The organism is Pseudomonas sp. MDT1-17 (assembly GCF_054898105.1).
Map to the genome: position 1 here is coordinate 4,330,985 of NZ_JBUBVM010000001.1, position 13,248 is coordinate 4,344,232.

Sequence of the window (13,248 nt, forward strand, 5' to 3'; positions counted from 1 at the left end):
GGCTGACAGTTGAACAACATCGGTAAAATGCGTCGTAGTGGCGCCAGTTTTTTTATGCGTTGAGCTCTCACCAACTGCCGTAAGGAATGCCGTATGTCTCAACGTAGCTTTTGGATTTCTCGGACAGCGGATAGTAGTTGCCGTCAGATTTTCCAAGGTGCGGTCCTAAAGGCTCTATCTCTGCTTGAGCGCGTGCGACTTTGATCGATTTCATACATCTGTCCAGTACCCACACTTGCACGATGCCGCCAGGTGCAAGTCCGAGATAAACCTTGGCTCTGTAATTGGCAGGTTCCGCAACTCGAGAAGGGCAACGCTCATTCACCGAAGCGTGCAAAATTTGCCGAGCCTCTTCAGGAATGTCGACCCATGCACGATAAGTTTGCGGCTCGACTACCGACTGCCAACGAACATAAATCCGCTTGGGTAAACCCGCACCGACTACGCCGCGAGTGCTACTGCTGATTTTTTCACTCCAGCCGCGAGCATATTCAGCGTCACCTGCGGACTCATCACTCGCTGCCGTGCCGCCGCCGGTGCGGCGAAACAGCTTTCCGTTGATGTCTTCGACAGCAGTGTCTTCCACCCAAACCTTCATGTAGGTGGGCTCAACAAAACTGAGGCTCCACCATGGATTCTTCGGGTCGTTTTTACCGGATAGAGGTTCTCCTGCCTGGCAGCCTGAGACCAACAATGCACCGAGCAAAAAAAAGAATACGCGCAACAAAATGTTCTCCAAGGGGAATCAGCTACACGAGGATGAACATATACGGCTTACAGCTCGCATCGACGTCTTCCGGTCGGATGGGATGGTGGGCGCCGCACACTAATCCTGATTCGGAGTTGCTGGCATTGTTGAGCGTTCCATCAAAGAACACCCCAATGCGCAGCGCTACCTTGATTTTTTGCTTCTCAGGCGCAGTTACTTTGCCGTGCTTCTCATACTCGGCCCAGCGCAGGGCATGGATATCGACGGGTTTGGCTTTGTCGTATCGATAGTTTTTCGGGGGGTTGGGTACGTATCCACTCATTCCTTGATCACCTGCTCCTTGGTGCAACGGGTGATGAGGGTGTCATTGCGGATCCAATCAAGCAACGCGTAGCCGGATGCCATCATCCAGAGAGTGGTCTCATCCATACATTGCCGGCGTCGATAGTCACCATCAATTCAATGAAGTTCTCTTAAAAACTCCGGGGCGTAACATCGCCTCCATACCAAACAACTACACCCCGGAGCACACCCTCATGAAACGCCAAATCCTCCTCAGCATCGCTTTCTCGGTTTTTGCAGCTAACGCTTTCGCCGCCACCTCTGCTCACCCGGTTGTCGCTGAAGGCGGCTCGGATCGTCTGATTGAAAGTCGTGTGGCTGAAGGTGGTTCGGATCGTCTGATCGAAAGTCGTGTGGCTGAAGGTGGTTCGGATCGTCTGATCGAAAACCGCGTCGCTGAAGGCGGCTCGGATCGTCTGATCGAGAATCGCGTTGCCGAAGGTGGTTCCGACCGTCTGATCGAAAACCGCGTCGCTGAAGGTGGCTCCGATCGTCTGATCCAGAACCGCGCTGCATGAATGAAGAGCTTTACCGCGGTACTCAACGAAAAGCCCGGCCTGATCAGCCGGGCTTTTTCGTGTGCAAAATAAATCAGTCTCCATTCACAGGGCCAGGCATCGCTACGGTGCGCATACCGCGAAAGCCCGATCTTGATGCCGACCAGCATTGGAGCGGCGATTGCGAACAACAGCGTAACGGCGAGGAACGCCGTGTCGAAGGCAATCACCGTGGACTGACCTGACACGACACGGCCAAGAAGGCTTGTCGCTGCCCGGCCTGCGGCCACTGCATCCATCCCTTTCATCGACAGCATGGCTGTCGTGGTCGTCAGCCGTTCAATGACCGCGCTTCCCCCGGGGGTGACGCTGGCGCCGAGGACCACTGCATTGGCGGCAACGTTATGTTCGATCAGTGTCTGGAGTCCTGCGACGCCCATCAGGCCGCCCAGTTGGCGACCCGTATTGAAGAGGCCTATTGCGCAGGGAAGGTTTCGGCGGTTGAGGTTGCTGAAAGCGATCAGCGTGATCGATAGATCGATCGTACTCGAGAGATCGCCGAGGGCGTACGGCTGGCGCGGCTGGCGGTGGCGCTCGGCCGGGATGATGCGGTGGCGCTGACGCGAGGCGGACATGCGCTTGCCCATCTCGCCGGCGATGTCGATGGCGCCATTGCCCTGCTCGACAGGGCACGCCTGCTCAATCCCAACCTCGCACCCGCCTGGTTCCTGGGCGGTATCCTGCGCGCGTTGCGCGGCGAAACAGACGACGCGATTGAGCATTTGACCCATGCCGTTCGCTTGAGTCCGCTGGATCCGGAAATGTTCCGGATCCAGGTCGTGATTGCGCTCGCGCATTTCTTCGCCGGGCGCTTCGAAGCCGCTTCGACCTGGGCGGAGAAGGCGCTGGGAAACCTGCCCACGCTCCTGCCCTCGGTTGCCCTGATGGCGGCCAGTCATGCGCTCACCGGGCAAATGGACAAAGCGAGCAGGCGATACAGCGCCTGCACGAGCTGGATGCATCGTTGCACGTCTCCAACCTGAAGGACTGGCTGCCCATCCAGCGGCCCGAGGATCTCGCGCGGTTCGCGGATGGACTGCGACTGGCAGGATTACCCGAGTGACCGCGGCCCGTTTGCAGCGTTAAAATCCGGCTGGTTTTTGTTCACATGTTTGAGGATGACCACGTTATGTCCCAGTCTCGAAACCTCCCTGCAAGACACCGCCGCGCCTGAAGGCGTTTGTTACGGCTGCGGCAGCAGTAATCCGCACGGGCTGCACATCAAGAGCTCTGGCATGAGGACGGTGTGCATGTCATGGCCGAGCACATGCCTGATGCCATGTATTGCGGCTGGCCAGATCTGGTTTACGGCGGGCTGATCGCGATGCTGGTTGACTGTCATTCAAACTGGACGGCGATGGCCTATCACTACCGTATGGAACACCGTGAAGTCGGCAGCCTCCCCCGCATTAATTGCGTCACTGGCAACCTTGGCATCAAGTTCATCAAGCCGACACCGATGGGTGTACCGCTGACCCTGCGTGCAAAAGTAGAAGGGGATGTCGGACGCAAAAGTCGCGTCATCTGTGAGGTCTACGCCGGGGACGTGCTCACGGCGATTGGAGACTCCATTTTTGTTCGCGTGGATACCGAGCAACTGGCAGCCGTCGCTCATAGTCGGTAGCTGGACAACACACCGGGGCTGGAAACGAGGAGACTCATATCCATATTGCCGAGCCTGCGGATATAAGGAAGCAGCACCATGGCGTTAACTAGCAAGATTTTCCTCTATGACAGTGGATGGCCCACGCAATTTTTTAGCGCCAAGGAGCAGATCGCGAAGGCGTTTGGCACTGAGCTTGTTGCCATCCATCATGTCGGAAGCACCGCCGTTCCCGAGCTCGCAGCCAAGCCAGAGATCGACCTCCTGGTCGAGGTTGCGCGACATCGAGACGAATCCTCCCGAGACAATGTCATGCATGGACTAGGTTACGCGCGAGGCAGCGATCTTTCGCCGGGACATCATTTTTATCGTCGCGATGTTGGTGGTGTGCGAACACATAAGGCCCACGTTTGTATCATCGGCCACGATCAAATCGAAAGAATGCTCCGCTTTCGTGATCTGCTCAGGGGTGACCCTGTGATTCGTCAGCGGTATCAAGACTTAAAATTCGAACTGGAAGCGAGCAACACCAGCGGCATTGGTGAATACCTGGTACAGAAGGCCCCATTTATCGACGAGCTTGTGGGGTCGGTCTCGATATCAAGCGCCATTCGAACATCCACGTAGATATTCCGTTTTTTGATGATTACCAGGGAGAGGCAAAACGGAACAAACGATAGGCCTTGCCTGGACGCATTTTCCAGAAAGGAGAGACCTTATGAAGCCCATCAAAATTCGTACCCTGCAAAGCACCGATGCTGAGGCGTTGCTGATATTTGAATTGGACAACCGCGAATGGTTCGAGCGCCACATTGATGCGCGCGGTTCGGCTTTTTACTCGATGAAGGGCGTCACCGAGCACATTGCGGCTTATTTAGCTGATTTTGCCGCTGGAACCTGGCACCCCTTTGTCATCGAAGATCCTGATGGAAAAATAGTGGGTCGAGCGAACCTGAAAGGCATCGACACGTCCGAGCGCTCGGCAGAAATCGGCTATCGGATTGCTCAAAGCGCGTGCGGACAAGGACTGGCGACGCTGGCGGTGAGGCATCTGATCCAGGAGGCGCAGTTGCATTGGGACCTTAAACAACTGGTTGCCAACGTATACGCTGAAAATATCGGCTCGGCAAAAGTGCTCAAACGCTGTGGCTTCTTGATCGAACCTGTATCTGGGCACGATGGGACAGAGCACGAATATCGGTTTGGCCTTTCGATTTAGATGAGTGAATGTCCAGCGGCGCCGGCCGCTGCTCTGTACCCGGTCGATGTGATTGCAGGGCGACGGCAAAGTGGGCGATGCCCTCACTTGCCGCCTGCTGTTGCTCATTCGTCAAGTGAGTCATGCCGGGCATTACTCGCAACAACGCTTTCCAACCCGACAAAAACACGATGCCGTGATTTCCACATCAGCCCGGGCCATTGCCAGATTAAGCCGAGTCTGGGCGGCAGCAGCCTCGGCATCCAGACCCAGTCGTTTCAGGCATTCCACATAACCGTGCAGGCTCCACACATTGTCCAGATGCCAGGACGCACGGCTGAGTGTGTTGTCCAGTCCCAGATCGGCCCGATAGGCCTGCAAGGCTTCTTCTACCCTGCCCTGCTCCAGCAGCAGCGCACCCAGCGCATGCCGGACCGGTTGCATCCAGCCCCATGGCTCGTCGTAAGGCAGGTTGTCGTCCAGTGATAACGCCTCGCGCAAGTGAGCAAAAGCCTCGTCGTAGTTGCCTTTGCGGTACTCGATTTCCCCGCGCAGCATGCCTGCGGCAACGGCCAAAATGTCGGTGCATGTATTGTTGAAGAGGTAGCGTGTGTCCGGCACTTGGGTCCAGGCTTCGAGGAAGAGACGCTGTTCGGCTTCTGCGGCGGCTATGTACCCGGTGGCCGCATGCCCTACGCCTCTGGCGTAATGCAACATGGCCGTGGTCACGCAGTACAGCGCCTGGTCGTTCGGCAGCGGGGTGGCGAGGATGTCCTGCCATTTGCCGAAGCGTATCTGCACGTGGACCTTCATCGACACGAAGCCTTCCAGCCAGTCGGCCATGGGTGGCTGTTCCACGCGCAGCAGTTCTTCCTTGATGGTCGAAATCAGCTGATCGGCGGCTTCCAGGGCCGGTTTGTACTGCCCGAGGAACATCGCCGAGTAGAGTTTGAAGTGATAGTTGTGGCTTCGGTACAGGGTGTAGAAGTTGAGTGGCCCTTCCTGTTCCAGGTATTTGCTGTCGGCCAGGATCGCCCGACTATTGGTGACCATGGCCCCACGGTAATCACCACAAAGCACGTCGATGTGCGACGGCATATGGCGCAAATGTCCGGCGTCCGGCACCAGGTCACGCAGGACATCGCCGGCTCGCAATGCCCGCTCCGGATAGGGCGACATTTCCAGGGTGTGGACGTACATGTGCAGCACGCCCGGGTGCGGCGCATCGCCGTGCTGCTCCATCCACCGCAGTGCCTGTTCCAGCACGGCCACGGTCTCGAGCGTGTCGGCGCCCGCCGCGGGTTCACCGGTTTTCAGGTCCCACAATTGCCAGGGTGTGCGGTCGATCATCGCTTCGGCAAACAGCGCTGTGACGTCGGGATCTTCGGGAAAGGTTTTGTAGACATCGCGCATGGACGCCGCATAGGCATCGTTCCAGGTGAAGAGTTGCTCAAGGCTGGTCGCCTGATCGGCCTGGTAGCGTTGCTCCAGGGACCGGATCAGCGCCTGCTCCACCGGTGTTGCGCCGTCGATATGCGCCAGCGCGGCTTGCGTCGCCAGTCGGGCCTGGGCCACGGCCTCTTTCAACTCCTGTTCGATGAAGGCATCCCAGCGCTTGTTGTAGTTCGGGCCCGAAGCGTAGGCGATGCCCCAGTAGGCCATCGCGCAATCACGGTCGTGTTCGATCGCCTTGTGGAAACATCGTATGGATTCGTCGTGGTTGTAGCCGTAGCACCATAACAATCCACGATCAAACCAGCGCTGGGCCTGGGACGAGTGGGTCGTCACCGGACGGCTGTAGGTGCCCAAATCGTAATAGTCATGCATCGGTTTATCCTCTCGACCAGAGCATGGAACCTCGCAGGAAATCCTTGCGGACCTGGAGAACCCCGACAGTTCAAAAGGTCCAGCATACCCCTGCGGTTCTGGCTGGGCGGAACAGCCGACGACAGGAGGTTCATTGCCGGCGTGCGCAGGTGTGGGCCTGACAAGCCGGGCTTTTTCGTGCAAAAAATAAATCATTCCCCACTTAATGCCTCTGCCACACCTGTGATACATAACACCTGATTGTGAGTCCCGTACCCAATGAGGTTTGCCGATGCCCCGTTCCTCACGCCTACCGCACCTGCTGACCTGCGCCATCCTCGGGTTACTCGCCTGCAGTGCACACGCCAGCGCGCCCTCCCCGGCGCCCGATAGCTTGCGACCGCTGCTGGTGACGTTGAACGAGCGCCTGAGCATTGGTGATCTCGTGGCGCTGACCAAGTGGGACAGTGGTAAACCGATCCAGGACAGTGCCCGGGAAACGCAAGTCATTGCCAGCGCCAGGAAGATGGCCGTGGACCGCAAACTGAACCCGGACGAAGTGGCCGAATTGATCGCGGCACAGATAGAAGCCAGCAAGCTGTTGCAGTACGGACTGCTCGCTCATTGGCGAGCGGCTGGCAAGGCGCCTGACACGCCAAGGCCGGACCTCGCCAATCAAATCCGGCCACAGCTGGATGAGCTGCAAAACCGTCTGTTGCAGCAGTACGCGGACTTTGCGCCCTATCGCAAAGACCCGGAATGCGCGAACTGGCTAGCCAAAGAACGATCCAGCCTGATCAAGGACGGTCTGCATGGTCAGGCACTGATACGCGCCACCGGAGAGCTGTGTGTCGCTGATCGATGAGCGTTTGCAAAACAACAAAAATACAGGAGTTGAAAATGTCTGAACTGAAACTGCACCCCAACGCCGCAGAATCCCTGAACCAATGGCACGACATGATCAGCAAGGGTGACTTGAGCGCCTTGCCCGGTTTGTTGGACCCACAGGCGATATTCCGCTCGCCGATGGCTCACACGCCTTACTCGGGTGCGGGCGTGGTATCGAAGATTCTCAACACGGTCATCGAGGTATTTGAGGATTTTGTCTACCACCGGGAGCTGTCGACGGCCGACGGGTTGAACGTCGTCCTTGAGTTCAGCGCCAACGTCAGCGGAAAAGAGCTGAAGGGCATTGATATGATCCGGTTCAATGAACAAGGAAAAATCGTTGAATTTGAGGTGATGGTCCGTCCCTTGAGTGGCCTGCAAGCCTTGGGCGAGCAAATGGGACAACGCCTTGGCGCTTACCTGGCGGCCAGCAAAGCCTGATGACCCCGGCTTGGTGTTAAATAGAACGCATAAAGCCGCGCAACGAGAACACCGATGAATACCCATTTTGAAGTAAGTGATGCCCCTGAGCCCAACATTCAGCGAGAAGGAAACATTCACCCCCTCCCCCATCAGCCGTCGGTGGTAACAGCATGATCGAGGTCACCGAGGTTTCCATTGCCGAACTGCGTGCTGCGCTCGAGTCTGGCCGAACCACTGCGGTTGAGCTGGTCCAGGCCTACCTCGCCAGGATCGATGCCTACGACGGACCCGACACGCCCACCGCCCTCAATGCTGTGGTGGTTCGAAACACCGAGGCGCTCAACGAGGCGCGGGCGTCCGATGCCCGCCGGGCCAAGGGCGAGACGCTGGGTCCGCTCGATGGCATTCCCTACACGGCCAAGGACAGTTATCTGGTCAAGGGGCTCACCGCCGCCTCGGGAAGTCCCGCGTTCGCGAACCTGATTGCTTATCGCGATGCGTTCACGATCGAACGGCTTCGCGCTGCTGGCGCGATCTGCCTGGGCAAGACCAATATGCCGCCCATGGCAAACGGCGGCATGCAGCGCGGGGTCTACGGCCGTGCGGAGAGCCCGTACAACGGTGACTATCTCACCGCTCCTTTCGCATCGGGCTCATCAAACGGCGCCGGTACTGCCACCGCCGCCAGTTTTGCGGCATTCGGTCTCGCGGAAGAAACCTGGTCGAGCGGACGCGGCCCTGCATCGAACAATGGTTTGTGCGCCTATACGCCTTCGCGCGGGGTGATCTCGGTGCGCGGGAACTGGCCGTTGACGCCGACGATGGACGTTGTCGTGCCGTACGCCAGATCCATGGCCGACCTCCTCGAGGTGCTCGACGTGGTGGTGGCGGATGATCCCGAAACCCGGGGCGATCTGTGGCGGATGCAACCCTGGGTGCCGATTCCGAGTGTCGCCTCGGTGCGTCCAGCCTCCTATGGGTCGCTTGCAGCGAATACCGATGCACTGGCCGGAAAGCGCTTTGGTGTTCCGCGTATGTACATCAACGCGGATCCCGAAGCCGGTACGGCCGATGCGCCAGGCATCGGTGGCCCGACGGGGCAGAAAATCAACACTCGTCCTTCCGTGATCGGTCTCTGGGAAGCCGCTCGCCAGGCACTCGAAGCGGCCGGTGCCGAAGTGGTCGAAGTCGATTTCCCGCTGGTCTCCAATTGCGAAGGTGATCGTCCTGGTGCGCCAACCGTGTTTACGCGGGGCCTGGTGTCCAAAGAATTCCTTCATCATGAGTTGTGGGACCTGTCGGCCTGGGCGTTCGATGATTTTCTGCGGGCCAATGGCGATCCCAAGTTGAACCGTCTGGCCGATGTCGATGGACCGCTGATTTTCCCGCATGACCCCGGGACGCTCCCCAACCGGGAGGACGACCTTGCCGCTGGCATGGACGAGTACGTGAAGATGGCCGAGCGCGGCATCACACCGTGGGACCAGATCACCACATTGCCTGACGGACTGCGCGGACTTGAACAGACGCGTCGCATCGATTTTGAGGACTGGATGAATCGGCTGGCGCTCGATGCGGTGATATTCCCGACAGTAGCCGACGTTGGGCCGGCGAATGCCGATGTCGATCCGAAGTCTGCGGATATCGCGTGGAGCAACGGCGTATGGGTTGCCAACGGCAATCTTGCTATCCGGCACTTGGGTGTGCCCACCGTCACTGTACCGATGGGCGTCATGCCGGACATCGGCATGCCCGTCGGGCTGACCTTTGCCGGTCGTGCCTATGACGATTCGACGCTGCTTCGCTTGGCGTCGGCGTTCGAGTCGATTGGGACAAAACGATTGATCCCGCCTCGCACCCCACCCTTGCCAGTTGGCAAAAAATAGAAGTGGCGGGATTGGGGCATTACACGCTCCAATCCCGCACACTGACGACAAAGCAGGCCAACGACGCAGGAGTTCATATATTCACTGCGTTTCGTCTACCCTCACAAAGCGCCATTCAGCAATCAGCGTGTGCCTAGCGCAGCGTCATTCTTGCGCTATTGAAACGGAGAACTTACATGCTCAAGCGTACCCTGGCATTGGCCATCGGCTTAACCCTGTCTTTTTGTACCCTGCTGGCGCAGGCCGCCGACACCCTGAAAGTCAGCGCGATTCCCGATGAAGCCCCGACCGAACTGCTCCGCAAGTTCAAACCCCTGGGCGCCTATCTGGAAGAAAAATTAGGCATGAAGGTCGAATTCGTGCCCGTTACCGATTACCCGGCCGTGGTCGAGGCGCTGGCCACCGACCGAATCGACCTGGCCTGGCTGGGCGGCTTCACGTTCGTACAGGCACGCCTGAAAACCGGGAATGCCATTCCATTGGTACAGCGCGAACAGGACGCCCAGTTCACCAGCAAGTTCATCACCGCTGACCCGAACATCAAATCCCTCGCCGACCTCAAGGGCAAGACCTTCGCCTTCGGCTCGGTGTCCTCCACGTCGGGCAGCCTCATGCCGCGCTATTTCATGCTGAAGGATGGCATCAAGCCGGAAACGTACTTTAGTCGCGTGGGCTACTCCGGTGCCCATGACGCCACCGCCGCCTGGGTTCAGGCCGGCAAGGTGGACGCCGGGGTACTGAACGCCAGCGTGTGGGAAAAACTGGTTGCCGCCGGCAAGGTCGACACCAACAAGGTCAAAGTGTTTGCGACCACCCCGGCCTATTTCGACTACAACTGGACCGTGCGCGGGACGCTCGACCCGGCGCTGGCGGCCAAGATCAAGGCGGCCTTTCTCGCACTCGATCCGGCGAACCCAAAGGACAAGGAGATTCTGGATCTGCAGGCCGCCAGCCGCTTCATCGAAACCAAGCCTGAAAACTACAAGGGTATCGAGGAAGCCGCACGCGCCGCCGACCTGCTCAAATGACGTTGCGTCTGACCCAGGTCAACCTTACCCACGCCAACGGCGTCCAGGCGCTGCGTGGCGTGGACCTGCACATCGGTGCACGCGAACAGGTCGCCATCATCGGCCCCTCCGGCGCGGGTAAGTCGAGCTTGCTCAACCTGCTGGGCACCGCCCTGCGACCGGACGACGGCGAGCTGCAGGTGCTCGGCGAGCGACCTTGGCAGCTTTCTGCCCGTCTGCGTCAGCGTCTGCGCGCTCGCATCGGTCTGATCCATCAATCGCCCCCCTTGCCAGCGCGCTTGCGCGTAGTCACCGCGGTTCTGGCCGGAAAGCTTGGCCAGTGGGGGTTGGGCAAGAGCCTGCTGAACCTGCTGCACCCATTGGATATTCCGGGCGCACGTGCGGCATTGGCGAGGCTGGACCTGAGTGACAAGTTGTTCGCGCAATGCCAGCAGCTGTCCGGTGGACAGCTACAGCGCGTGGGCATTGCCCGCGTGTTGTATCAAGCGCCCGAGGTGTTGCTGGCCGATGAGCCGGTGTCGGCCATGGACCCGGTGCTCGCCGAGCACACGCTTTCGGTGCTCTGCCACCATGCCCGGGAGCACAACGTCACCCTGGTCGCCAGCCTGCATGCGGTGGAACTGGCCCTGGCGAATTTTTCGCGGATCATCGGCCTGCGGGATGGACAGGTCCTGTTCGACCTGCCGGCCGGCGCTGTCGACCGCGAACTGCTCGACAAGCTCTACGCCAACGAACAGCTGCAAGCCTCGCCCATTCCGCCGGCACCCATGAGTGTGCAGATTCCCCGATGCTGACGCGCGATACCCGAGACCCCGCCACCCGCCCCCGCCTGCTGCTCATTCTGCTGGCCCTTGCCCTGCTGTGGCCTGGCATCCACTACAGCGAGTTGGACCTGAGCGTACTGGTAGCCAGTGACAGTCAGAGCGAGATCGGCAAATTTGTATCAGCCTTCTGGCCACCGGCTCATGGCGAGGAATTCATTGAGCTGTTGTTGCAAGCCACCCTGCAGACCCTGGCCATCGCCACAGCCGGCATGGCCCTGGCGTTGCTCTTGGCAGTCCCCGCCAGCCTGCTGGCCAGTCGGGCTCTGTCGCTGTCTGCTGCGTCCCGTGCCGGCCACCCGAGCTATTGGGGCCATCTGCTGCGTTGGCCGGTGCGCGGTTTACTGATCTTCCTGCGCAGCGTGCCGGAAATCGTCTGGGCCTTACTGTTTGTTCGTGCCGTCGGCCTCGGCCCGACTGCCGGGGTCCTGGCGATTGCCATTACTTACAGCGGCATGCTGGGCAAGGTCTACGCAGAAATTTTCGAGTCGGTCGATCAGCGCCCGGCCCACGCGTTGCTGCAGGCCGGCAGTGGTCGGCTCGCAGCCTTTTGCTACGGGATCCTGCCCAATGTCGCTGCGGAGCTGCTGTCGTACACGGTGTACCGCTGGGAATGCGCCATCCGCGCATCGGTGGTGATGGGCTTCGTCGGCGCCGGCGGTCTCGGCCAGCAAATGGATTTGTCGTTGCGCATGTTTGCCGGCGGTGAAGTGGCCAGTTTGTTATTGACCTTCCTCGTCCTGGTGCTGCTCGCCGATCAACTCAGCCGCCTGCTGCGCTGGAGGCTGGCATGAATCGCCTGTTCAACCTGGTACTGGTCCTGAGCATCGGCGCAGCGGTCGTCGCCTCGTTCACCTATCTGGGCATCGACCTCACCGAACTGGGTGACACCGGCAATTTGAACCAGATGGGTGCCTATGCGCAGCGTTTTCTCAGCCCGGACCTGAGCTCGGCTCATCTGCAAGCCATCGGCCATGGCGCCCTGGAAACCATCGCCATGTCCGCCCTTGGCACCCTGCTCGCGGCGGTGCTCGGTCTGCTATTGGCATTGCCCGCGGCCGGGCGATTCGGCTGGCCGCTGCAGAGCGCGTCGCGCCTTGTGCTCAACGCCCTGCGCGCGATTCCGGAACTGGTGTGGGCCGCGTTGATGGTCCTTGCCGCCGGGCTCGGCCCGAATGCCGGCACCCTGGCATTAGCCCTGCACACCACCGGAGTGCTCGGCCGCCTGTTCGCCGAAGCGCTGGAAAACACCCCACCCGAACCGGCCGAAGCTATCCGCCTGCAGGGTGCCAATGCCGTGTGGGCTTTTTGTTACGGCACACTGCCCAATCTATTGCCGCAGCTACTGGCCTATATTCTGTACCGCTGGGAGAACAACATCCGCATGGCCAGCGTGCTCGGCTTCGTCGGCGCGGGTGGTTTGGGGCAGATGCTCTATGTCAGCCTCAGCTTGTTCCAGGAAGCTCAAGCCAGCACCATTATTCTGGCCATGCTGTTACTGGTATTGGCCGTCGATACGCTGAGCAGCTGGAGCCGCCAACGCTGGGTCAAGGCCTAAGGTTGGGGTACATATCCGTTTCTGCGGTAACGGCGACTTAGGGTTCCGCCCTTACGGCGGGTCACTTTCGAAAAGCGCGAAAGTAACCAAAGCGCTTTTGCCCCGCCATTCGGTGCCTCGCTTAGGCTCGGCATGCCCTCACTCCGGCATTGCTCCGGGGGCCCGCCGCCATCGGCCATCCATGGCCGGGGGCGGCTACCGCGGCATCCTTGCCGCGGTGCCCCCTGCGCAACGCCTGCGTTCGGCCTCTGGGAAAGGGGCGGCAGATCTGAAGCCAAAGCAAAGCAAAGCAAAGCAAAGCAAAGCAAAGCAAAGCAAAGCAAAGCAAAGCAAAGCAAAGCAAAGCAAAGCAAAGCAAAGCAAAGCAAAGCAAAGCAAAGCAACAGCAAGATCAACAGCTTCGCGAGCAAGCCCGCTCCCACATAAAGC

13 protein-coding genes and 4 pseudogenes are annotated in these 13,248 nt (G+C 59.4%); 13 read left to right on the forward strand and 4 right to left on the reverse strand.

Annotation, left to right across the window (positions count from 1 at the left end; translation table 11 throughout):
• Nucleotides 1–67: 67 nt before the first annotated feature.
• Entirely contained in the window at nt 68–724 is a 657-nt protein-coding gene (locus ACYZTX_RS20075; RefSeq protein ID WP_462037082.1) for a DUF2931 family protein, read from the reverse strand.
• Between the two features lie 40 nt (nt 725–764).
• Nucleotides 765–1,031: pseudogene (locus ACYZTX_RS20080) on the reverse strand (DUF2235 domain-containing protein); the annotation flags it as partial.
• Between the two features lie 214 nt (nt 1,032–1,245).
• Between ACYZTX_RS20080 and ACYZTX_RS20085 the strand changes: the two are divergent.
• Nucleotides 1,246–1,569: a hypothetical protein gene (locus ACYZTX_RS20085; protein ID WP_462035554.1), complete on the forward strand. Its 324-nt coding sequence runs from the start codon at nt 1,246–1,248 to the stop codon at nt 1,567–1,569.
• Nucleotides 1,566–1,793, forward strand: a complete 228-nt coding sequence (locus ACYZTX_RS20090) for a hypothetical protein (protein ID WP_462037139.1) — start codon at nt 1,566–1,568, stop codon at nt 1,791–1,793. Before ACYZTX_RS20085 ends, ACYZTX_RS20090 begins: the two co-directional genes overlap by 4 nt.
• On the opposite strand, the pseudogene ACYZTX_RS20095 reads toward ACYZTX_RS20090, so the two are convergent.
• Nucleotides 1,680–2,084 (reverse strand): annotated as a pseudogene (locus tag ACYZTX_RS20095) (MFS transporter); the annotation flags it as partial. The gene ACYZTX_RS20090 and the pseudogene ACYZTX_RS20095 sit on opposite strands and share 114 nt — an antisense overlap.
• A 3-nt stretch (nt 2,085–2,087) precedes the next feature.
• Here ACYZTX_RS20095 and ACYZTX_RS20100 point away from each other — a divergent pair.
• The 4 genes and pseudogenes from ACYZTX_RS20100 to ACYZTX_RS20115 form a co-directional block, all read left to right on the forward strand.
• A pseudogene (locus ACYZTX_RS20100) lies at nt 2,088–2,671 on the forward strand (tetratricopeptide repeat protein); the annotation flags it as partial.
• Nucleotides 2,672–2,726: 55 nt separating this feature from the next.
• Nucleotides 2,727–3,232 (forward strand): annotated as a pseudogene (locus ACYZTX_RS20105) (PaaI family thioesterase).
• A gap of 78 nt (nt 3,233–3,310) precedes the next feature.
• Nucleotides 3,311–3,838, forward strand: coding sequence for a GrpB family protein (locus ACYZTX_RS20110; RefSeq protein WP_462035555.1), 528 nt, complete (start codon nt 3,311–3,313; stop codon nt 3,836–3,838).
• 91 nt (nt 3,839–3,929) lie between these two features.
• Complete coding sequence (locus ACYZTX_RS20115; protein ID WP_462035556.1) at nt 3,930–4,430, forward strand: GNAT family N-acetyltransferase; 501 nt, start codon at nt 3,930–3,932, stop codon at nt 4,428–4,430.
• A 132-nt stretch (nt 4,431–4,562) separates the two neighbouring features.
• On the opposite strand, the gene ACYZTX_RS20120 is transcribed toward ACYZTX_RS20115, so the two are convergent.
• Entirely contained in the window at nt 4,563–6,236 is a 1,674-nt protein-coding gene (locus ACYZTX_RS20120; RefSeq protein WP_462035557.1) for a tetratricopeptide repeat protein, read from the reverse strand.
• Between the two features lie 271 nt (nt 6,237–6,507).
• Between ACYZTX_RS20120 and ACYZTX_RS20125 the strand changes: the two genes are divergently transcribed.
• The 7 genes from ACYZTX_RS20125 (at nt 6,508) to phnE (ACYZTX_RS20155) (ending at nt 12,819) form a co-directional block, all read left to right on the forward strand.
• Nucleotides 6,508–7,080, forward strand: a complete 573-nt coding sequence (locus ACYZTX_RS20125) for a chorismate mutase (protein ID WP_462035558.1) — start codon at nt 6,508–6,510, stop codon at nt 7,078–7,080.
• Nucleotides 7,081–7,115: 35 nt separating this feature from the next.
• Nucleotides 7,116–7,544 (forward strand): nuclear transport factor 2 family protein, encoded by a 429-nt coding sequence (locus ACYZTX_RS20130; protein WP_462035559.1) that lies wholly within the window; start codon nt 7,116–7,118, stop codon nt 7,542–7,544.
• A 152-nt stretch (nt 7,545–7,696) separates the two neighbouring features.
• Nucleotides 7,697–9,412 (forward strand): amidase, encoded by a 1,716-nt coding sequence (locus tag ACYZTX_RS20135; RefSeq protein WP_462035560.1) that lies wholly within the window; start codon nt 7,697–7,699, stop codon nt 9,410–9,412.
• 176 nt (nt 9,413–9,588) lie between these two features.
• Nucleotides 9,589–10,440, forward strand: coding sequence for a putative selenate ABC transporter substrate-binding protein (locus ACYZTX_RS20140; protein ID WP_462035561.1), 852 nt, complete (start codon nt 9,589–9,591; stop codon nt 10,438–10,440).
• Complete coding sequence (locus tag ACYZTX_RS20145) at nt 10,437–11,234, forward strand: phosphonate ABC transporter ATP-binding protein (RefSeq protein WP_462035562.1); 798 nt, start codon at nt 10,437–10,439, stop codon at nt 11,232–11,234. The genes ACYZTX_RS20140 and ACYZTX_RS20145 overlap by 4 nt, the downstream gene beginning before the upstream one ends.
• Nucleotides 11,228–12,055: a phosphonate ABC transporter, permease protein PhnE gene (phnE, locus tag ACYZTX_RS20150; protein WP_462035563.1), complete on the forward strand. Its 828-nt coding sequence runs from the start codon at nt 11,228–11,230 to the stop codon at nt 12,053–12,055. The genes ACYZTX_RS20145 and phnE (ACYZTX_RS20150) overlap by 7 nt, the downstream gene beginning before the upstream one ends.
• Nucleotides 12,052–12,819, forward strand: a complete 768-nt coding sequence (gene phnE, locus ACYZTX_RS20155; RefSeq protein WP_462035564.1) for a phosphonate ABC transporter, permease protein PhnE — start codon at nt 12,052–12,054, stop codon at nt 12,817–12,819. Before phnE (ACYZTX_RS20150) ends, phnE (ACYZTX_RS20155) begins: the two co-directional genes overlap by 4 nt.
• Nucleotides 12,820–13,248 lie beyond the last annotated feature (429 nt).